21 protein-coding genes and 1 riboswitch are annotated in these 19,085 nt (G+C 66.6%); of the genes, 15 read left to right on the top strand and 6 right to left on the bottom strand.

Annotated features, from left to right (window positions below; translation table 11 throughout):
- On the top strand, window positions 1–1,500 hold a 1,500-nt coding region (locus ACFQ00_RS07975), incomplete at its 5' end, for a TonB-dependent receptor (protein ID WP_381488733.1).
- On the opposite strand, the gene ACFQ00_RS07980 is transcribed toward ACFQ00_RS07975, so the two are convergent.
- Window positions 1,484–2,758: an MFS transporter gene (locus ACFQ00_RS07980; RefSeq protein WP_381488735.1), complete on the bottom strand. Its 1,275-nt coding sequence runs from the start codon at window positions 2,756–2,758 to the stop codon at window positions 1,484–1,486. The genes ACFQ00_RS07975 and ACFQ00_RS07980 overlap by 17 nt on opposite strands.
- 264 nt (window positions 2,759–3,022) lie before the next feature.
- On the opposite strand from ACFQ00_RS07980, the gene rpsM reads away from it, so the two are divergent.
- From rpsM to ACFQ00_RS08020, 8 genes are all read left to right on the top strand, one after another.
- The gene (gene rpsM / locus ACFQ00_RS07985; RefSeq protein ID WP_271257745.1) at window positions 3,023–3,391 is read left to right on the top strand and encodes a 30S ribosomal protein S13; all 369 of its coding nucleotides are present in this window, start codon (window positions 3,023–3,025) and stop codon (window positions 3,389–3,391) included.
- Between the two features lie 24 nt (window positions 3,392–3,415).
- Window positions 3,416–3,805, top strand: a complete 390-nt coding sequence (gene rpsK / locus ACFQ00_RS07990; protein WP_121047270.1) for a 30S ribosomal protein S11 — start codon at window positions 3,416–3,418, stop codon at window positions 3,803–3,805.
- Between the two features lie 82 nt (window positions 3,806–3,887).
- Window positions 3,888–4,934, top strand: a complete 1,047-nt coding sequence (locus ACFQ00_RS07995; protein ID WP_374597023.1) for a DNA-directed RNA polymerase subunit alpha — start codon at window positions 3,888–3,890, stop codon at window positions 4,932–4,934.
- A gap of 105 nt (window positions 4,935–5,039) precedes the next feature.
- Window positions 5,040–5,459, top strand: a complete 420-nt coding sequence (gene rplQ / locus ACFQ00_RS08000; RefSeq protein ID WP_381488740.1) for a 50S ribosomal protein L17 — start codon at window positions 5,040–5,042, stop codon at window positions 5,457–5,459.
- A 230-nt stretch (window positions 5,460–5,689) separates the two neighbouring features.
- Window positions 5,690–6,826 (top strand): iron-containing alcohol dehydrogenase, encoded by a 1,137-nt coding sequence (locus ACFQ00_RS08005; RefSeq protein ID WP_381488743.1) that lies wholly within the window; start codon window positions 5,690–5,692, stop codon window positions 6,824–6,826.
- Window positions 6,823–7,266 (top strand): acyl-CoA thioesterase, encoded by a 444-nt coding sequence (locus ACFQ00_RS08010; protein ID WP_381488746.1) that lies wholly within the window; start codon window positions 6,823–6,825, stop codon window positions 7,264–7,266. Before ACFQ00_RS08005 ends, ACFQ00_RS08010 begins: the two co-directional genes overlap by 4 nt.
- Before the next feature lie 48 nt (window positions 7,267–7,314).
- On the top strand, window positions 7,315–7,941 hold the full coding sequence (locus ACFQ00_RS08015; RefSeq protein ID WP_381488749.1) for a hypothetical protein: 627 nt from the start codon (window positions 7,315–7,317) through the stop codon (window positions 7,939–7,941).
- Window positions 7,942–8,001: 60 nt separating this feature from the next.
- Entirely contained in the window at window positions 8,002–8,550 is a 549-nt protein-coding gene (locus tag ACFQ00_RS08020; protein ID WP_381488751.1) for a DUF924 family protein, read from the top strand.
- Between the two features lie 10 nt (window positions 8,551–8,560).
- Here the strand turns inward: ACFQ00_RS08020 and metA are convergent, their stop codons facing one another.
- A complete protein-coding gene (metA, locus tag ACFQ00_RS08025; protein ID WP_381488754.1) occupies window positions 8,561–9,481 on the bottom strand; it encodes a homoserine O-acetyltransferase MetA in 921 nt (306 codons plus the stop codon).
- A 44-nt stretch (window positions 9,482–9,525) separates the two neighbouring features.
- Window positions 9,526–9,631: riboswitch (SAM-I-IV-variant riboswitch) on the bottom strand.
- 83 nt (window positions 9,632–9,714) lie between these two features.
- Window positions 9,715–10,347: a discoidin domain-containing protein gene (locus tag ACFQ00_RS08030; protein WP_381488757.1), complete on the bottom strand. Its 633-nt coding sequence runs from the start codon at window positions 10,345–10,347 to the stop codon at window positions 9,715–9,717.
- A 215-nt stretch (window positions 10,348–10,562) separates the two neighbouring features.
- Here ACFQ00_RS08030 and guaA point away from each other — a divergent pair, with 215 nt between their 5' ends.
- Entirely contained in the window at window positions 10,563–12,122 is a 1,560-nt protein-coding gene (gene guaA / locus ACFQ00_RS08035) for a glutamine-hydrolyzing GMP synthase (protein WP_381488760.1), read from the top strand.
- 19 nt (window positions 12,123–12,141) lie between these two features.
- Here the strand turns inward: guaA and ACFQ00_RS08040 are convergent, their stop codons facing one another.
- Entirely contained in the window at window positions 12,142–12,672 is a 531-nt protein-coding gene (locus tag ACFQ00_RS08040; RefSeq protein WP_381488763.1) for a flavin reductase family protein, read from the bottom strand.
- Between the two features lie 56 nt (window positions 12,673–12,728).
- Between ACFQ00_RS08040 and ACFQ00_RS08045 the strand changes: the two genes are divergently transcribed.
- From ACFQ00_RS08045 to der, 5 genes are read left to right on the top strand one after another with little or no spacing between them, the layout of a single operon-like run.
- Complete coding sequence (locus ACFQ00_RS08045; RefSeq protein ID WP_381488766.1) at window positions 12,729–13,094, top strand: ArsC family reductase; 366 nt, start codon at window positions 12,729–12,731, stop codon at window positions 13,092–13,094.
- Between the two features lie 50 nt (window positions 13,095–13,144).
- Window positions 13,145–14,020, top strand: a complete 876-nt coding sequence (gene panB, locus ACFQ00_RS08050; protein ID WP_381488769.1) for a 3-methyl-2-oxobutanoate hydroxymethyltransferase — start codon at window positions 13,145–13,147, stop codon at window positions 14,018–14,020.
- A gap of 60 nt (window positions 14,021–14,080) precedes the next feature.
- Window positions 14,081–14,824 carry a tetratricopeptide repeat protein gene (locus ACFQ00_RS08055; protein WP_381488772.1) on the top strand — a complete coding sequence of 248 codons (744 nt, stop codon included), beginning with the start codon at window positions 14,081–14,083 and terminating at the stop codon, window positions 14,822–14,824.
- Window positions 14,824–16,149: an outer membrane protein assembly factor BamB family protein gene (locus tag ACFQ00_RS08060; protein ID WP_381488775.1), complete on the top strand. Its 1,326-nt coding sequence runs from the start codon at window positions 14,824–14,826 to the stop codon at window positions 16,147–16,149. Before ACFQ00_RS08055 ends, ACFQ00_RS08060 begins: the two co-directional genes overlap by 1 nt.
- Before the next feature lie 4 nt (window positions 16,150–16,153).
- Window positions 16,154–17,512 carry a ribosome biogenesis GTPase Der gene (gene der / locus ACFQ00_RS08065; protein WP_381488778.1) on the top strand — a complete coding sequence of 453 codons (1,359 nt, stop codon included), beginning with the start codon at window positions 16,154–16,156 and terminating at the stop codon, window positions 17,510–17,512.
- Here the strand turns inward: der and ACFQ00_RS08070 are convergent.
- Both ACFQ00_RS08070 and ACFQ00_RS08075 read right to left on the bottom strand, forming a co-directional pair.
- The gene (locus ACFQ00_RS08070) at window positions 17,509–18,522 is read right to left on the bottom strand and encodes a glycerophosphodiester phosphodiesterase (RefSeq protein ID WP_381488781.1); all 1,014 of its coding nucleotides are present in this window, start codon (window positions 18,520–18,522) and stop codon (window positions 17,509–17,511) included. The two genes, der and ACFQ00_RS08070, sit on opposite strands and share 4 nt — an antisense overlap.
- 24 nt (window positions 18,523–18,546) lie before the next feature.
- The gene (locus ACFQ00_RS08075) at window positions 18,547–18,960 is read right to left on the bottom strand and encodes a PEP-CTERM sorting domain-containing protein (protein WP_381488784.1); all 414 of its coding nucleotides are present in this window, start codon (window positions 18,958–18,960) and stop codon (window positions 18,547–18,549) included.
- Window positions 18,961–19,085: the final 125 nt, after the last annotated feature.

Below are 19,085 nucleotides of genomic sequence, written 5' to 3' on the forward strand. Positions count from 1 at the left end.
TACGCGCAGGGTTCCTACACGCGGAACTTCCAGGACCATTGGGATCTGCCCGGCGGCTATGAAGCTTCGGCGGGCTCGGTCGAGGACGGCGGCGAGCGTGAGTTCACCCGCACGGAGGATTGGCGCGTTAACGTAAAGCTAGGCTTCACGCCGAACGCCACGGACGAATATTCGATCAGCTACACGCGGCAGGAAGGCGCGAAGAACGCGCCGCTCCATGTCACCGACACGGCGACGCAGCGCAATTGGGCGTGGCCGCAGTGGGACGTGGAGAGCATCTATTTCCTGTCGACGACGGCGCTTGGCGACAATGCCACGCTCAAGACCCGAGCCTACCGCAACAAGCTCGACAACCTGCTCCGTTCCTTCGACACCGCCGCACAGACGGCGCAGACGCGCCCGCGCGCCTTCAACAGCCCGTACAACGACACCGCATGGGGCGGCTCGGCGCAGCTCGATGTCGATCTCACCGACAGCTACGGCCTCAGCGTCGCTGCGCACTACCGCCGCGACAAGCATATCGAGTCGCAGCAGGTCTTCCCGGCCGGCACGTGGGAGCCCGATCAGGAGAACCTCGAGGAAACGTGGAGCGTCGCGGTCGAGAACCGTCTCGCGCTGTCGCCGACGCTCACGTTCACCGCGGGCGCCAGCTACGACTGGCGCGACCTCAAGCGCGCGGAGGAATATGGCGCCGTCCCCGGCCTTCCGGGCAATCGCCTGTTCTCCTATCCGATCCGCAACAGCAGCGCGCTGAACGGGCAGGGGCGGCTCGTCTGGACGCCGGACGATGCGACGCGCGTCCACGCCAGCGTATCGTCGCGCGCACGCTTCCCCACCGTGTTCGAACGCTTCAGTTCGCGCTTCGGCGGCGCCACCTCGAACCCGGACCTGAAGGCGGAGCGCGCCACCAATTTCGAGATCGGCGGCAGCCGCCAGTATGGCGCTGTACGCGTGGAAGGCGCGGCGTTTTATTCGCGCGTTACCGACGTGATCGTCGCCTTCCCGACCATCATCGAGGTCTGCACGGCGCCCGGTGTCTGCGATCCGCAGGCCGTCACGCAAAGCCGCAACCTCGGCAAGGGTGATTATTACGGCGTCGAGCTGTCGCTCGATGCGCGCCTTGGCGAGACACTCGGCCTCGGCGCCAATTACACGTGGACACATCGCGACCTCGATGATCCCTCGAACGCGGCGTTCCAGCCGACGGGCGTGCCGGAACACAAGGCATTCGTCTGGGCGGACTGGTCGCCGGTCTCGCGCCTCCACATCGTTCCGAATGTCGACATCGCGTCGAGCCGCTGGACCGTGAACACGGCCGGCACGCGCTACTACAAGACCGGCAGCCACGTGCTCGCCAACCTGCGCATCGATTTCGACGTGATGGACAACGTCACGCTCGGCATCGGCGCGCGAAACCTGTTCGACGAGACCTACCAGCTCACCGACGGCTTCCCGGAGCCGGGCCGCAGCTTTTTCGCGAGTCTCAGGGCTCGGCTGTAGGCCGCACCATCAGCAGCCCAATGAAACTCACCGTCGCCGCACCCGCGAGATAGAACCCGACCGGGGCCAGCCCGCCCCGGTCGGCGAGCGCCTGCGCGATGTTGGGCGCAAGGCCGCCGCCGAGGATGCCGCCCACGTTGAACGCCATCGAGGCGCCCGTGTAGCGCACGCGCGCCGGGAAAAGGCCGGGCAGGAACGCGCCGAGCGGGCCGTAGACGAAGCCCATCATCAGAAGCGCGAGCGCAAGGAACGCGAAGATCGGGAACAGCGCCCCGCCTTCCATCATCGGCGCCATCAGCAGCGCCGTGGGCACGGTGCCGATGCACCCCGCCATCAGGATGAAGCGCGGCGTCTTCACGTCCGAAAGCCAGCCCGCGATCAGGATGCCGACGGCCATGAACAGGATCGCGCCGAGCAGGAGGGAGAGGAACGTCTCACGCGGGATGCCGAGCGTCGTCGTGCCGTAGCCGAGCGCGAACGCGGTCGCGAGGTAGAAGATCGCGAAGCAGCAGACTACGGCGAGCGTGCCCGCGAGCGTTTCGCGCCAGTGGTCCTTCAATAGCAGGGCGAGCGGCACCTTGGGCGGCGGCCCCTGTTCCATCGCGGCAGCGAAGGCAGGCGTCTCGGTCAGCTTGAGGCGTACCCAGAGGCCGACGCCCACCAGCACCGCGCTCGCGAGGAACGGCAGCCGCCAGCCCCACGCGAAGAACTGCTCCTGCGTCAGCGTCAGGCCGAAGATCAGGAACAGGCCGTTCGCCGCGATGAAGCCCACCGGCGCGCCGAGTTGCGGGAACATGCCGAAACGCCCGCGCCAGCCCGGCGGCGCATTTTCCACCGCGAGCAGCGCTGCGCCGCCCCATTCGCCGCCGAGCCCGAAGCCCTGCCCGAAGCGCAGGATGCAGAGCAGCAGCGGCGCGATCCACCCGGCGGTCTGGTAAGTCGGCAGGAAGGCGATGGCGAGCGTGGACCCGCCCATCAGCATCAGCGAGGCGACGAGCGTCGACTTGCGCCCGATGCGGTCGCCGAAATGGCCGAACACGCTGGCCCCGAGCGGCCGCGCGAGAAACGCGATGCTGAAGCTCGCATACGACATCATGAGCTGAACGGACGGCGATTCGGCGGGGAAGAACAGCGGCCCGAAAACCAGCGCCGCCGCCGTCACGTAGATATAGAAGTCGTAGAACTCCACCGCCGTGCCGACGAGGCTCGCCGTCAGCACGCGCCGCGTCGATGGCGGCAGTTGTCCGGCTTCAGCCATGCGATCCCCCGTTCATGTTCTTGCAACCGCCGATGGCGATATGCGATGCACGCGTCAACTGTCTGCCGCGTTTCATATCTTGACACCGGCTTCGCCCGCCCGCTTGACATGGGCCGATTCGGCTCCTATCTCCCCCGCATCCCGAGTGAATCGCATTCCGGCGGCGCATATTGCGTGCTCGCCGGTTTTGTGTGTTCATTGGGGTTTCACGCTTTGAGATAGGCCCGCGCGCCCACGCGGCCTGTGGAGCTAGGAGAACCGTCTGTGGCACGTATTGCGGGCGTTAACATCCCGACCAACAAGCGCGTCGTGATTGCCCTTACCTATATTCACGGCATCGGCCGTACCACCGCTGCGAAGATCTGCTCGACGCTTGGCTTCCCTGCCGAGCGCCGCGTTCAGGACCTCACCGATCAGGAAGTCATCCAGATCCGCGAGATGATCGACCGCGATCACACGGTTGAGGGTGACCTCCGCCGTGAGACCTCGATGAACATCAAGCGTCTGATGGACCTCGCTTCGTATCGCGGCCTTCGCCACCGCAAGGGCCTTCCGGTCCGCGGTCAGCGCACGCACACGAACGCCCGCACCCGCAAGGGCAAGGCGAAGCCGATCGCCGGCAAGAAGAAGTAAGCGAGCAAAAGGGAGCTATTCGAAATGGCACGGGAACCGGCTCGCATCAAACGGCGCGAGCGCAAGAACATCACGTCGGGCGTCGCGCATGTGAACGCCTCTTTCAACAACACCATGATCACCATCACGGACGCGCAGGGCAATGCGATTGCCTGGTCGTCGGCCGGCACGATGGGCTTCAAGGGCAGCCGCAAGTCGACGCCTTACGCCGCGCAGGTCGCAGCGGAAGACGCCGGCAAGAAGGCTGCCGAGCACGGCGTGCGCACGCTGGAAGTCGAAGTTCGGGGCCCGGGTTCGGGTCGCGAATCGGCGCTCCGCGCGTTGCAGGCGGTCGGCTTCCAGATCACCGCGATCCGCGATGTGACGCCGATCCCGCACAACGGCGTGCGTCCGCCGAAGCGCCGCCGCGTCTGACGCCCCGCGCGTTCGCCAAAGCGTTTCGTCCGAAAATCCTATGCGGCGGGCTTCGGCCCGCCAGCCCGCGAAGGGGAAGACAGTGGCCGTAATTGCAAAGAACTGGCAGGAACTGAAGAAACCCAACAGCCTCGAAGTGAAGGCCGGCGCGGACAAGGCGCGGAAGGCGACGTTCGTCGCCGAGCCGCTTGAGCGCGGCTTCGGCCTCACGCTCGGCAATGCGCTTCGCCGCGTGCTGCTCTCCTCGCTGCAGGGTGCGGCCGTCACCTCGATCAAGATCGACGGCGTGCTGCATGAGTTCTCTTCGCTCGCCGGCGTGCGTGAAGACGTCACCGACATCGTGCTCAATGTGAAGCAGGTTGCGGTGAAGATGCTCGACGAGATGCCGAAGCGTCTGCACCTCACCGCGTCGGGTCCGGGCGAAGTCACCGCCGGCCAGATTTCGGTGACGGGCGATATCGAGATCATGAACCCTGATCTCGTCATCTGCACGCTCGACGAGGGCGCGACGCTCAACATGGAACTCACGGTCGAGACCGGCAAGGGCTACGTGCCCGCGTCGCAGAACCGTCCGGCGGACGCGCCGATCGGCCTCGTGCCGGTCGATGCGCTCTACTCGCCGGTGCGTCAGGTCGCCTACAAGGTGGAAAACACCCGCGTCGGCCAGGAGCTCGACTACGACAAGCTGACGCTGACGGTCGAAACCGACGGCACGGTGACCCCGGACGATGCGCTCGCCTATTCGGCGCGTATCCTTCAGGACCAGCTGGCGCTCTTCATCAACTTCGACGAGCCGACGGCGATCGCCGCCGTTCCCTCCGCTGCTGCCGCGGCGCAGGAGGACGAAGGCGCCATCAACCGCTACCTCCTCAAGAAGGTGGACGAGCTGGAGCTTTCGGTCCGCAGCGCGAACTGCCTGAAGAACGACAACATCATCTACATCGGCGACCTCGTTCAGAAGACCGAGGCCGAGATGCTCCGCACGCCGAACTTCGGCCGCAAGAGCCTCAACGAGATCAAGGAAGTCCTCTCGCAGATGGGCCTCCGCCTCGGCATGGAAATCCCCGGCTGGCCGCCGGAGAACATCGAGGAGCTCGCCAAGAAGCTCGAACAGGAAATCATGGGCTAAAGGCTTCGGCCTTACCCAGCACGGGTTTGGGCGGCGCCCGGTTCTGCCGCCTGGTCCGGAGTACCTTGCACGGCTCCGTGAACAAACGAGAAGGAAGTTTGAGACATGCGTCACCGCGTAGGACACCGTAAGCTCGGCCGTACCACGAGCCACCGTCAGGCGATGTTCCGCAACATGGCCGCCGCGCTGATCAAGCACGAGCAGATCACGACCACGCTGCCCAAGGCGAAGGAACTTCGCCCGTACGTGGAAAAGCTGGTCACGCTCGCCAAGAAGGGCGGTCTTGCCAATCGCCGTCTCGCGCAGTCGCGCCTGATGGACGAGACGCAGCTGAAGAAGCTCTTCGAGGTGCTCGGCCCGCGTTACGAGGGTCGCCCCGGCGGCTACATCCGCGTGCTGAAGGCCGGCATCCGTGGCGACGACGCCGCGCCGATGGCGATCATCGAGTTCGTCGATCGCGACACCAGCGCCAAGGGCCAGGATTCGGGTCCGGTGCAGTCGTTCGACGACGCCGAAGCCGCCTGATCAGGCGCTTTCGCTGAAAGAACAGGGGCCGCGCCTTCGGGTGCGGCCCTTTTCTTTTTCGGGTGAGCCAATAGTGTCGCGTCGTGAAAGCCCCTCCTCTTCAGGGGAGGGGTTTGGGGAGGGGCGGTTCCGCTTCTCCAATGTTGAATGTGAGGATATGCCCCACCCCCGACCCCTCCCCTGAAGAGGAGGGGGGTGTTCTTGAAACCGGAATATTCACGGTGCCGCCCATGACCGACTTCCGCTTCGACTACGGTCCCCGCGTGCTTTCGGGCACCGGGCGTAGCACGTCCGTTTCCGATCTCGTGCCCGAAGGCCCCGTGCTTGTCGTCACCGACAAGGGCGTGCGCGGCCTCGGCCTTGCCGATCCGATGCTCGGCGCGCTCGGCGACCGGGTGCTGGTGTTCGACGCTGTCGAGGCCGACCCCTCTGCCGCGACGGCGCTTGCCGCCGTGGCGGCCGGGCGCGAGGCGGGGGTCACGTCGGTCATCGGTTTCGGCGGCGGCAGCCCGATGGATGTTGCGAAGGTCGTCGCCTACCTGCTCGGCTCGGGCGATGATCTGGATGGTATTTACGGCGTCGATCAGGCGAAGGGTGCGCGCCTGCCGCTCGTGCTCATCCCCACCACCGCCGGCACCGGCTCCGAAGCCACGCCCATTGCGATCCTCACCGTCGGCGGCGCGGAGAAGAAGGGCGTCGTAGCCCGGCCGCTGTATGCGGACTGGGCGATCCTCGATGCATCGCTCACCTTCGGTCTGCCGCGCGGCGTCACCGCCGCCACCGGCATCGACGCGATGGTCCACGCCATCGAGGCGTTCACGACGAAGCGCCTCAAGAACCCGCTGTCGGACGCGCTCGCGAAGGAAGCGCTTCGCCTCCTCGGCGCCAACATCCGCCGCGCCTGCGATGATCCCGCCAATCCCGACGTGCGCGGCGCCATGCTGCTCGGCTCGCACCTTGCGGGTGTCGCGTTTTCCAATGCGCCGGTCGCGGGCGTTCACGCGCTCGCCTATCCGCTCGGCGGGCATTTCCATGTGCCGCACGGGCTTTCGAACGCGCTGATGCTGCCGCATGTGCTCGGCCACAACATGGCCGCCGCGCTGCCGCTCTACGCGGACCTCGCGCCGATCCTCGATCCCTCGCTGGCATCGCTCGGTCGTCAGGCACAGGCGCAGGGCCTCGTCGAGGCGCTCGTCGCCATCGCTGTCGATTGCGGCGTGCCCGCGCGCCTGCGCGACGTCGGCGTGAAAGCGGACGATCTCGATCTTCTCGCGTCGGAAGCGATGAAGCAGCAGCGCCTGCTCATAAACAATCCGTGCGAGATCGACCTTGCCGATGCCCGTCGTCTCTACGAGGCCGCGCTTTGAACCGCGAGCCCTTCCGCACCCGCGCCGATTACGCCGTCTTCCGCAGCATTACCACGCGCTGGGCAGACAACGACGTCTACGGCCACGTCAACAATGTCGTCTATTACAGCTGGTTCGATACGGCGGTGAACGCGCACCTGATCGAGGCGGGCGTGCTCGACATTCACGGCGGCGCCGTCATCGGCCTCGTCGTCGAGACCGGCTGCCGCTACGCAGCGCCGCTCGCCTTCCCGCAAGCCATCGATGCGGGCATCCGCGCCGCACACATCGGCACCTCCTCCGTCCGCTACGAAGTTGGCCTGTTCGCCGAGGGCGAGACAGAGGCCGCCGCCGAGGGCTTCTTCATCCATGTCTACGTGGACCGCGAAACCCGCCGCCCCGTACCGCTTCCCGCCTCCTTGCGCGCCGCGCTGGAGGCGATTTCGGTTCATCGCGGATAAAGCTCATCGAGCGCATACCGGTCCCGCATCATCGGCGGGGTAAGTCCTATGCGTAAGGTCATGAGTTTCGGCGTCGCCACGGCCATCGTGGTCTCTTCCATGGCGGGGATTCCCGGGTTCGCGAACACGCCGCTCGGCGTGTCTGAAGCCCATGCCGACGGGCGCTACGGGCGCCGCCATCACCGTCGCGGCGACGGCTTCGATCTCGGCGACGCGATCGTCGGCGCCGTGGTCGCCGGCGGCCTCATCGCCGTCCTCTCCAGCGCGTCCAAAAAGAAGAAAGAGGAAGAGCAGGAGCGCCCGCTCGATTCGGGCTGGGAGCCCGAAGGGGACTGGAACCGCGACGGCACCTATGGCCGCCCGGGCAGCAGCGCCGGTAACAGCGATTGGGGCTGGCAGGACCGCGACTGGAAGAACCGCACCAGCGAAGAGCGCGCCGCCATTTCTACCTGCGCGCGCGAGGCCGAAGACCTCGGGAGCCGCTACGGCCGCGAGGCGCGCGTGAACGATATCCGGGGTCTGGACCGGCAGGGCGGCGAATACCGCGTCTCGGGCCGCGTCGAGATGCGCGGCGACGACCGGGACGACAGTCGCCGCGACGAAGGCTTTTCCTGCTACGTCCGGGGCGACCGCATCACCGACTTCCGCTTCGAAAGCGCCTACGCGGGCCGCTGAGTGGCCTCGCGCGCGCGGCGCGGCTAGGCTGGTCTCCTGCCCCCCTACAGGAGACCAGCCTTGTCTGCCCAAGAAGATGCCGCCGCCGTTCTCGCCTTCTGGTTCGATGAACTGACGCCCGAGCAGCACTGGACGAAGTCGTCCGACCTCGACGCCGAAATCGCCCGCCGGTTCGGTGCACTGCGCGACCGTGCGCTTGCCGACACGTCGCTATGGACGCGCAACGCGGATACGCTGCTCGCCGCGGTCATCCTGCTCGATCAGTTCTCGCGCAACATCCACAGGGATACGCCGCGCGCGTTCGAGGCGGATGCCGCCGCGCTCGATCTCACGCTCTACGGTATCGGTGAAGGCTGGCACCGGCAGCTCGATCCGTTCCGGCGCGGCTTCTTCTACATGCCGCTGATGCACGCCGAGGATCGCGGCGTGCAGCGGTTCGCGCTGCGCTGCTTCGCGCAGCCCGGTCTCGACCATCAACTCGACTTCGCGCGCGATCACGCAGCGGTCATCGAACGCTTCGGCCGCTACCCGACTCGCAACATCCTTCTCGGGCGCACGTCCACGCCGGAGGAGCTGGAATACCTCGCGCAGCCCGGCGTCGGCTGGTAGCCGCGCCCGTTCAGCCCCGGCTGATGTCTGTCATGTCGAACGGCGTCGTCTGGTAGATCTGGTTGATCCAGTTGCCGAACAGCAAATGCGCGTGGCTGCGCCAGCGGTTCTGCGGCGTTGCGGCAGGGTCGTCGCCGGGGAAGTAGTTCTTCGGCACGTCGATCGGCTTTCCGGCGTCGCGGTCGCGGAAATATTCCTCGGCGAGCGACGTGGAATCATATTCCACATGGTTGAACATGTGCAGCGCGCGGTGCTGCGGGTCTTCGAGGAGGCAGAGCCCCGTCTCCGCGCTTTCGGCGAGCACGGTGATGCCGTGATCTTCGGGCAGGTCCTCGCGCCGCACTTCTGTCCAGCGCGAAACGGGGATCGCAAAATCGTCCGAAAAGCCGCGCAGGTAGGGGGAGGCGGGGGCGAGGTTGTGGTGTTCGAAGACGCCGAACGCCTTCTTGTCCAGCGCGTGTTTGGGCACGCCGTGGAAATGGTGCACCGCCGCCTGCGCGCCCCAGCAGATGTTGAAGCTGCCGTGCACGTTCGTCTGCGTCCAGTCGAACACGCGGCGCAGCTCGTCCCAATAGCCCACCTCCTCGAACGGCAGCAGCTCCACGGGCGCGCCGGTGGTGATGAAGCCGTCGAAATATTCGTGCCGAATGTCGGCCCACGGCCGGTAGAACGACAGCATATGGTCGGCGGAGGTGTTGCGCGGAACGTGGTCGCTCATCCGCACCAGTGTCAGCTCCACCTGCAGCGGCGTCGCGCCGATCAGCCGCGCGATCTGCGTTTCGGTGCGGATCTTGTTCGGCATCAGGTTGAGCAGCCCGATGCGCAGCGGCCGGATATCCTGCCGCACGGCATCCGCTTCGCCCAGGATCATCACGCCCTCGCGCTCCAGCGTGCTGCGGGCGGGCAGGTCGTCGGGAATCTTGATCGGCATCGACGCGTCTATCCTCGGGTCGCTTTCCGGGTAAGACGCGGTGGCTTGATCCGTTTGGTTGCCGGCTCGGCCACATCCTCCCCGAAGGGAGCGCCACCTTGCCCGGAAAGCAGGTTGGCGTTGGGCTGAACCCAACTCTTGATGTGATGCCGTCTGTAGGCGGCTTTGCGCCGTCTCTCAAGAGGGAAGGCGCGTCCCCGCCGTGTGCGTGCCCGGCGGGGACGGCAGGAGCGTCAGATCGCGCGGCGGCGGCGCGCGAAGCCGAGCGCGCCGAGGCCCATCGCGACGAGTGCGAGGCTGGCCGGCTCCGGCACCTCGGCGCTGTTGAAGCGCACTTCCGAAAGGCCCGAGGCTTCCCACGCTTCGTAGATGGTGCCGTAGGTGTAGTTGCTGAGGATATCGAACTGCACGAAGCGCGCGGCGCCCGAAAGCGCGATGGTCTGCGCGGTGATCGGCGAACCGTCGGGCGCACGGTCCAGCGTGCCCGTGAAGATCTCGGTGAAGCTGGCGCCGTCGAGCGAAACGAGCACGCGGAAGTCCTTGATGCCGCGGTCGAGCGTGGAGATCACCGGCGTGTTGGTGCCGAAGTTGAACTGCCAGATGTCCGCGCTCGCGAGGTTGAACAGGCCGCCGAGGTCGAACGTCACCTGCGCCTTGCTCGCGCCGAGGTCGGTCATCCACATGTTGGCGTAGTTCGAATCGTGCAGATCGCCCGAAAGGCCGCTGCCGTTGATCAGGTTTTGGGCGTTGTAGGCGCCATTGTTGAACGTGCTGCTGGCGGTGGCGGAAACCGGCGTGATCACCGCCGCCTGCGCGGACGCGGCGAGAACGGCGGACGCGGCGGCGCCGAGGAGAAGCTTGAGCATACGAATACCCCTGTCGTCGGTTGGCGTAACACTGGCGCTCATCGCCAGCGTTAACCATGTCTCGCGGCGGCGGCTGACAGTGCGATGACGATTCGGGGAAGCTTTCGTGTGATTCCGTTTCCGATGTTGCGACAGTGCGCGCCCGGCCTCTGGACACGCATCCGCGCCAAGGCTAACCCGGCCGGAATCCCACGTTCTGATCCTCGAGGCCCCGCGTGACCGTTCCCCACGGCGATTCCATCCTTATTCTCGATTTCGGCAGCCAGGTGACGCAGCTCATCGCCCGGCGCGTGCGCGAGGCGGGGGTTTATTGCGAGATCGTGCCGTTCTCCGGCGGCGAGGCCGCGATCGGGCGCCTGAAGCCCAAGGGGATCATCCTGTCGGGCGGTCCCGCCTCGGTGACGGAAGGGGCGAGCCCCAAGGCGCCGGGCGCAGTGTTCGAGGCGGGCGTGCCGGTGCTCGGCATCTGCTACGGCGAGCAGACCATGTGCGCCGAGCTCGGCGGCAAGGTCACGCCCTCCGATCACCGCGAATTCGGCCGCGCCTTCATCGAGATCGTGCGCGATTGCCATTTGTTCGACGGCCTCTGGAACACCGGCGAGAAGCATCAGGTGTGGATGAGCCACGGCGACCGCGTGGAGGCGATTCCCGCCGGGTTCGAAGTTGTGGCGAAGTCTGACGGCGCGCCGTTCGCGGCGATCGCGAACGACGTGCGCCGCTTCTACGGCGTGCAGTTCCACCCCGAGGTCGTGCATACGCCGGACGGGGCGAAGCTGCTGTCGAACTTCGTGCGCCATGTCGCGGGCTGCACCGGCGACTGGTCGATGGCGGGCTACCGCGACGCGAAGATCGCCGACATCCGCAAGCAGGTCGGCAAGGGCAAGGTGATCTGCGGGCTTTCCGGCGGCGTCGATTCGGCGGTCGCGGCGGTGCTGATCCACGAGGCGATCGGCGATCAGCTCACCTGCGTGTTCGTCGATCACGGCCTGATGCGCTCGCAGGAAGCCGAGGAAGTCGTCTCACTGTTCCGCGGCGCTTACAACATCCCGCTCGTCCACGTGGACGCCGAGGAACTGTTCCTCTCCGGTCTCGCGGGTGTTTCCGATCCCGAAGCCAAGCGCAAGTTCATCGGCAAGACCTTCATCGACGTGTTCGAGGCCGAGGCGAAGAAGATCGGCGGCGCCGATTTCCTCGCGCAGGGCACGCTCTATCCGGACGTGATCGAAAGCGTCTCGTTCACCGGCGGGCCGTCGGTCACGATCAAGAGCCACCACAATGTCGGCGGCCTCCCCGAGCGCATGAACATGCAGCTCGTCGAACCCTTGCGCGAACTGTTCAAGGATGAGGTTCGCGCCTTGGGCCGCGAACTCGGCCTCCCTGAAGCCTTCGTCGGCCGCCACCCGTTCCCCGGCCCGGGCCTTGCCATCCGCATCCCCGGCGAGGTCGACAAGGAGAAGTGCGACACGCTCCGCAAGGCGGACCGCATCTACCTCGAGGAAATCCGCAAGGCGGGCCTCTACGACGCGATCTGGCAGGCGTTCGCCGTGCTGCTCCCGGTGCGCACCGTCGGCGTGATGGGCGACGGCCGCACCTACGATCGCGTCTGCGCGCTCCGCGCCGTCACTTCGGTCGATGGCATGACCGCCGATGTCTATCCCTTCGATGCCGCGTTCCTCAGCGCCGTCGCCACGCGCATCGTCAACGAAGTGAACGGCATCAACCGCGTCGTCTACGATTACACGTCGAAGCCGCCGGGCACGATCGAGTGGGAGTAAGGCGGCCGGCGTGAGGCCGTCAGGGCATCTTCGAGGCGAGTGTGATGGTTTCCCCGTCCACCGCGAAGCGGCCGTAGCCCTGGTGGTGGATGGTGCGCGGGTCTTTCTGCGCGGGATCGATCCACGCCTTCACCACCTCCAGCACGAACAGGCTGTAGGCGTTCACGAGCCGCGTGTTCACCACCCGGCATTCGAGATTGGCGAAGCACTCGGCGACGAGCGGCGCTGCCACGATGCGCGCCGGAACCGGCGTCAGCCCGAACCGCTCGAACTTGTCGACATCGCGGCCCGAACAGTTGCCGATCCCGACGACCTTCGGCGCGAGGTCCACGGCCGGAACCGCGATCACGCATTCCTTCGTCGCGCGCAGCGCCTTGAAGCTGTGGTCGGCGGGGCTGACGATGCAGGCGACGCGCGGAGGCGTGAACTCCACCATCATGTGCCACGACATGGTCATCACATTGCTGCGGCCCTTCGCGGCTGTGGTCAGCAGCACCACGGGGCCGGGTTCGAGCAACTGGTAGACGCGTGCGAGCGGCAGGTTTTTCATGGGTATTCAGCCTCGCGGATGGACTACGGCAGGTCAATGCGGGCCGGGCCCGGAAAATGGAGCAGGAGTACGAGACGATGGTGACGATGTACGGCATCCCGAACTGCGACACGGTGAAGAAGGCGCGCACGTGGCTCGAGGCGAACGGCGTCGACTACGCGTTCCACGATTACAAGAAGGCAGGAATCGACCGACCTCGGCTTGAGGCGTGGGTGAAGGAACTCGGCTGGGAAACCGTGCTCAACCGCGCCGGAACGACCTTCCGCAAGCTGCCGGATGCGGCCCGCGAAAACCTGGATGCAGGCAAGGCCGTGGACCTGATGCTGGCGCAGCCCTCGATGATCAAGCGCCCCATTCTCGATACCGGCAAGGCGCGCCTCGCCGGGTTCAAGCCCGACGTTTACGCCGCCGCGATCCGCTGAGCGTTCCCGCACGCTTTCCACCCCTGCACGGAGGCGTTACAAGCCGCCCCATGTCTACGACCTCGATGACGCTCACGCTCGACACCTCGACGAGCCGTGCCAACCCCACCCCGGCGCCGATGAAGCGCCTCACGGTGCCGCGTATCCGGCAGCGCAAGGGCGGCGAGCCGCTCGTGATGCTCACCGCCTACACGGTCCGCATGGCGCAGCTGATGGACCCTCACTGCGACATGTTGCTCGTCGGCGATTCGCTGGGGCAGGTGATCTACGGCCTGCCGCACACGGTGGCGGTGACGATGGAGATGATGTGCGCGCACGGTGCCGCCGTCGTGCGCGGCAGCTATCACGCCGCCGTCATCGTCGACATGCCGTTCGGCAGCTACGAGGCCTCGCCCGAGCAGGCGTTCACCAACGCCTCGCGGCTTTTGAAGGAAACCGGCGCCGCCGCCGTGAAGCTTGAAGGCGGCAAGGTGCTCGCGCCGACCGTGGAATTCCTCACCTCGCGCGGCATCCCGGTGATGGCGCATGTCGGCCTCACGCCGCAGGCGGTGAACATCCTCGGCGGCTATGGCGTGCGCGGCAAGAGCGATGTGGAGGCGCGGTCGATCGTCGCCGATGCCACCGCGATGGCCGATGCTGGCGCCTTCTCGATCGTCATCGAAGGCGTGATGGAGCCGATCGCCATCGAGATCACGCAGACGGTGGCGTGCCCCACCATCGGCATCGGTGCCTCGGCGCAGTGCGACGGGCAGGTGCTGGTTACGGAAGACATGCTCGGCCTCTTCGAGCGGACGCCCAAATTCGTGAAGCGCTACGGCGCGATGTCGAAGGTCGTGGCCGATGCCGTGAAGGACTATGCGGCCGATGTGCGCGCGCGGACCTTCCCCACGGAAGACAACCTCTACCGGGCCGACGAGGAAAAATAGGGTTTTGCGTGCGCGCGCGGCCATCGCTATGGTCCCGCGCACAATTTGAGAGGCACGACATTGGCCAGGGAACCATCGGGCACAGCGCCCGAAGACGCCTTCATCCGCGAGGTTGACGAGGAATATCGCCGGGATCAGCTCACCGGCTTCTGGAACCGCTATGGGCGCTGGATCGTCATTGCCGTCGGCATCGGTCTCGTCGCGCTTGCCGGGTTCCTCTGGTGGCGCGAGGAGCAGGTCCGCAATGTCGGCGTGCTCAGCGAGGAATTCTCGTCGGCGCAGCAGGGGCTGGAGCTTGGCAACGCCAAGGCGGTGGCGGATATCGAGCGTTTCGCAGCCGGAAACCACGGCGGCTACACGACGCTCGCGCGCTTCACCAAGGCGTCGCGCGCCGTCGAAAATGGCGACAATGCCGCTGCGCTCGCGGAGTATCAGGCGCTCGCCGCCGACACGAAGCTGCCGCAGCCGCTGCGCGATCTTGCAACGATCACCGCCGTGCGCGTCGAGTATGATACGCTGGCACCGGCCGAGGTCGTGACGCGCCTGAAGCCGCTCGCACAGCCCGGCGCGCCCTGGTTTGGCGTTGCCGGAGAGATGCTCGCGGTCGCCTACATGGCCGAAGGCAAGCCCGAACTCGCGGGGCCGATCTTCGCCGCGATCTCGTCAGACGAAACCATCGCACCGTCGCTCCGCCAGCGCGCGCAGCAGCTCGCCGCCTCGCTCGGCAGCCTCCCCGACGTTGCTCCCGACGCTGCCCCCGCGGCGGATGCTCCGGCAGCCGAACCGACAACCGGAAAGAATTGATGCGTAAATCGCTTATCGTCGTCGTGCCGCTGGTCGTGGCGCTTGCCAGCTGCGGAATCTTCCGCGGCGGCGGAGACAAGAACAAGTCGAAGATCGCCGGAGAGCGCCTTGCCGTGCTCACCTACGAGGCGCGGACGACCGCCGACCCCGACCTTGCGAACACCACGGTCTCCCTGCCGGTGCCCATCGTCAACGCGGAGTGGACACAGCCGGGCGGCAGTGCGGCGAAGGCGCTCGGGCATCTCAGCCTGCGTGCCAATCCCTCGCGGGCGTGGTCGGTCTCGATCGGCAGCGGCAGCGACCGGACACGGCGGCTGACGTCGGGCCCGGTGGTTTCCGGCGGGCGTGTCTACACGATCGATACCCAGGCGGTGGTGCGCGCGTTTAGCGCCGCGAACGGCGGCCAGCTCTGGTCGGCAACGCTGCGCAAGGACGGAGAATCCCAGAACGTCGCGTTCGGCGGCGGTGTCGCCACCGATGGCGCCCGTATCTATGCGACCTCGGGCTATGGCCTCGTCGCGGCCTATGATGCGGCATCGGGCGCGGAGGCGTGGCGCGTCGACATCGGTATGCCGCTGCGCGGTGCTCCCGCGGTCGAGGGCGCGCAGCTTTTCGTGATGACGCAGGATAACCAGTTGCAGGTGCTCTCCACCGCGACCGGCGAAACGCTGTGGGAAAACGCCGCGACGGTCGAGCCCGCCGGTCTGCTCGGCACGGCGGCGCCTGCCGTTGCGCTCGGCACCGCCGTTGTCGGTTTCTCCAGCGGCGAGCTCATCGCCCTGCGCGTCGAAAACGGCCGCAGCGTCTGGCAGGATGCGCTGAACCGCACCGGCTCCACCACCTCGCTCGCCGCGCTCAGCGACATCGATGCTTCGGCTGTGATCAGCGACGGCCGGGTCTACGCGATCGGGCACGGCGGCCGCATGGTGGCGCTCGACCTTTCGACCGGACAGCGTGTCTGGGAACGCAACCTCGCGGGCACCTCGATGCCGTGGGTGGCGGGCGAATATATCTTCGCGGTGACCGTGGACGGCGAACTCGTGGCGGTGCAGCGCGCCGACGGGCGCGTGCGCTGGGTGACGCAGCTCCCGCGCTGGCGCAACGTCAAGAAGCGCAAGAACCCGATCATCTGGCAGGGGCCTGTGCTCGCGTCGGATCGCCTCTATCTCACGAGCAGCGAAGGCGATCTCGTCGCCGTGTCGCCAGCCGACGGCAGCGTGCTCTCCACAAACGAAGTGGCGGGTGACATTTTCCTTGAGCCGGTGGTCGCCGACAACACGCTCTACATCCTCTCCGAAGACGGCCGCCTGAGCGCCTACCGTTAGAGCCATGACCAGCAAAAAGCCCAAGGTCGTCATCATTGGGCGCCCGAACGTCGGCAAGTCGACGCTCTTCAACCGGCTCGTCGGCAAACGCATCGCGCTCGTCGACGACACGCCGGGCGTAACGCGCGACCGCCGTGAGGGCGAGGCGAAGTTGTTCGATCTCGATTTCATTGCCGTCGACACGGCGGGACTTGAGGACGCCGGGCCCGAGACACTCTCGGGGCGGATGCGCGCGCAGACCGAAGCCGCGCTCGAAGACGCGTCGGCGGCGCTGCTCGTCATCGATTCGCGTGCGGGGCTCACGCCGATGGACCGGCACTTCGCGGATTGGCTGCGCACCGCGAAGGTGCCGGTGGTGCTCGTCGCCAACAAGGCCGAAGGCCGCTCGGGCGACGCGGGTATCCTCGAAGCCTATGAACTCGGCTTCGGCGAACCGGTCGGCATCTCTGCCGAGCACGGCGAAGGGCTCGCCGATCTGTTCGAAGCGCTGGCGCCGCATGTTGATGCCGCCGTCGCGGCGGCGGGCGACGATTATGAGGACGAGGACGAAGCGGTAGGCCCGCTCAAGCTCGCCATCGTCGGACGCCCGAACGCGGGCAAGTCCACGCTCATCAACACGCTGCTCGGGCAGGACCGGCTGGTCACGGGTCCCGAGGCGGGGATCACGCGCGACAGCATCGAGATCGAGTGGAACTGGGAAGGCCGCCCCGTGCGCCTGATCGATACCGCCGGCGTCCGCAAGAAGGCGAAGGTGCACGAGAAGCTCGAAAAGCTCTCGGTCGCCGATACGCGCCGCGCCATCGATTTCGCCGAGGTCGTCGTGCTGCTGCTCGATGCCACGCTCGGCCTCGAAGCGCAGGACCTGCGCATCGCCGACATGGTGATCGAGGAAGGCCGCGCGCTCGTCATCGCGCTCAACAAGTGGGACGCGGCGGAGGATCAGTCGCGGCTGTTCCAGGGCGTCCGCAAGGCGCTCGACGAGGGCCTCGCGCAGATCAAGGGCGTGCCGCTGCTCGCGGTTTCGGGGATGACCGGCAAGGGCCTCGATACGCTCATCAAGGCCGCCTTCGAGCAGCGCGAGGCGTGGAGCCAGCGCGTGCCGACCAGCCGCCTCAACCGCTGGTTCGAAGGCGCACTCGCGCGCAATCCGCCGCCCGCGCCGGACGGCAAGCGCCTGAAGCTGCGCTACGTCACGCAGGTGAAGTCGCGTCCGCCCTCGTTCGTGATTTTCGGCAACCGGCTGACCGAGCTTCCCGAAAGCTATCGCCGTTACCTCGCGAATTCGCTCCGCGACGATCTCGGCTTCACCGGCGTGCCGATCCGGCTGACGCTGCGGGGCGGCAAGAACCCCTTCGATCGTTAGCGCGCGGCCACGGCTTCGGCCGTGAAATCGCTGAACACGCCGTCGACCCCGGCCGCGAGATAGGCCCTGATTTCCGCGCCGAGATCGCCGTGCGCGCGTGGGTCTTCGCCCTGCCGGTGGTCTGCGGGGAGGAAGTAATTCTCCGCGCGGAACGTCCACGGATGCACCTTGAGCCCCGCGGTATGTGCGTCCGCCACGAGCCGCGTCGGCGCCGCAAGGCGCATGTCCGGCCCGCGCGCGATCACCAGCGTCTTTTCGGGGCCGATGCCGTCGGCATAGGCCGCGACGGCCTTGAGGCCCTCCGGGGTCAGCATCTCGGCATAGGTTTCGTGCGCGCCGTCCGCCGGTCCGCCCTCCGCTGCGACGAGCTGGATGAGGCGTACGCCCGTCATCGCGTCCAGCCGCTTCAGATTGTTCACCTCGAACGACTGGATGAAGACCGGCGCATCGGCATCGCGCCAGCCGGCGGCATCGAGCGCGGCGACGAGCTTCGGCTCGAGGGAAAGCCCGATGGACGCGAAGTACGAGGGGTGCTTGGTCTCGGGGTAGATGCCGACGCCGCGCGCCTTGGCGAGCGCGATGATCTCGCCCAGTGTCGGAATCTCGAATCGGCCGTCGTTCGCCGTGCCGCGCAGCTCGGGCAGGCGCTCACGGGCTCGCAGGGTCTTCAGTTCAGCGAGCGTGAAGTCCTCGGTGAACCAGCCGGTGACGGAGACGCCGTCGATCGTCTTGGTCGCCTTGCGATCCGCGAACTCCGCCCGCGCGGCGACATCGGTGGTGCCTGAAATCTCGTTCTCATGCCGCGCCACCAGCGTGCCGTCGCGTGTCGGTACGAGGTCGGGTTCGATGAAATCGGCGCCGTCGTCGATCGCGCGCGTGTAGGCCGCGATCGTGTGTTCGGGAAGGAGGCCGCTAGCGCCGCGATGTGCGATCACGATGGGGCGGTCGGCGGCCTGGGTCACGCCGGAAGCAAGCATGAGCGAGAGCGAAAGGGCAAGGAAAAGTCTCATGCCCTTCAGCTAACGTCGTTGTGTTCAGCTTTTGCGACGAAGCAGATACTTGCGGCCGCCGACGAGGCCTGCCGCACCGAGGCCGAAGAGCGCGAGCATGGCCGGCTCCGGCACCGGATTCGTGCCGCCGCCATCGCCGTCGTCACCACCGTCGTCGCCGCCACCGCCGGAACCGCCGCCACCCGGCAGGATCAGCTCGGCGTATTCGGGAAGGTTGGTCGCCTCGAAGTCGCTGGGGATCTGCGCATCGCGCATCATCTGATCCTGCACGATATAGGGTTCGCACGGGAACTGCACGACCTTGCGGGCAGGGTTCTTCGAAGCCGTCTTCACGGCCTTCGGCTTGTCGGCATTATGACGGGCTTCGTTCACCCCGGCACCAACCACAGCGCCGGTGCAGATGCACAGCGCCAGCTTTCCAGCAGCAGCGATATTCATAACCAAACCTGCCCTATCCTCGCCGCGCAAAGCGTCGGCGGGCCCCGTTGATATTCTGTTGTCATTCCGCTCGCGACACGGCCCCGCTGCGAGCGTTGATTGGTTACTAAATTATTATGGATTAA

The sequence above is a fragment of the Sphingosinicella xenopeptidilytica genome (genome assembly GCF_042676985.1).
GTDB classification, from domain to species: Bacteria; Pseudomonadota; Alphaproteobacteria; order Sphingomonadales; family Sphingomonadaceae; genus Sphingosinicella; species Sphingosinicella xenopeptidilytica.

Excerpts from the sequence above, each read along its gene's own strand:
- ACFQ00_RS07980 (WP_381488735.1), bottom strand. The coding sequence starts at position 2,758 with ATGGCTGAAGCCGGACAACTGCCGCCATCGACGCGGCGCGTGCTGACG.
- rpsK (WP_121047270.1), top strand. The coding sequence starts at position 3,416 with ATGGCACGGGAACCGGCTCGCATCAAACGGCGCGAGCGCAAGAACATC.
- rplQ (WP_381488740.1), top strand. The coding sequence starts at position 5,040 with ATGCGTCACCGCGTAGGACACCGTAAGCTCGGCCGTACCACGAGCCAC.
- ACFQ00_RS08005 (WP_381488743.1), top strand. The coding sequence starts at position 5,690 with ATGACCGACTTCCGCTTCGACTACGGTCCCCGCGTGCTTTCGGGCACC.
- ACFQ00_RS08015 (WP_381488749.1), top strand. The coding sequence starts at position 7,315 with ATGCGTAAGGTCATGAGTTTCGGCGTCGCCACGGCCATCGTGGTCTCT.
- metA (WP_381488754.1), bottom strand. The coding sequence starts at position 9,481 with ATGCCGATCAAGATTCCCGACGACCTGCCCGCCCGCAGCACGCTGGAG.
- ACFQ00_RS08030 (WP_381488757.1), bottom strand. The coding sequence starts at position 10,347 with ATGCTCAAGCTTCTCCTCGGCGCCGCCGCGTCCGCCGTTCTCGCCGCG.
- ACFQ00_RS08040 (WP_381488763.1), bottom strand. The coding sequence starts at position 12,672 with ATGAAAAACCTGCCGCTCGCACGCGTCTACCAGTTGCTCGAACCCGGC.
- ACFQ00_RS08045 (WP_381488766.1), top strand. The coding sequence starts at position 12,729 with ATGGAGCAGGAGTACGAGACGATGGTGACGATGTACGGCATCCCGAAC.
- panB (WP_381488769.1), top strand. The coding sequence starts at position 13,145 with ATGTCTACGACCTCGATGACGCTCACGCTCGACACCTCGACGAGCCGT.
- ACFQ00_RS08060 (WP_381488775.1), top strand. The coding sequence starts at position 14,824 with ATGCGTAAATCGCTTATCGTCGTCGTGCCGCTGGTCGTGGCGCTTGCC.
- der (WP_381488778.1), top strand. The coding sequence starts at position 16,154 with ATGACCAGCAAAAAGCCCAAGGTCGTCATCATTGGGCGCCCGAACGTC.
- ACFQ00_RS08070 (WP_381488781.1), bottom strand. The coding sequence starts at position 18,522 with ATGAGACTTTTCCTTGCCCTTTCGCTCTCGCTCATGCTTGCTTCCGGC.
- ACFQ00_RS08075 (WP_381488784.1), bottom strand. The coding sequence starts at position 18,960 with ATGAATATCGCTGCTGCTGGAAAGCTGGCGCTGTGCATCTGCACCGGC.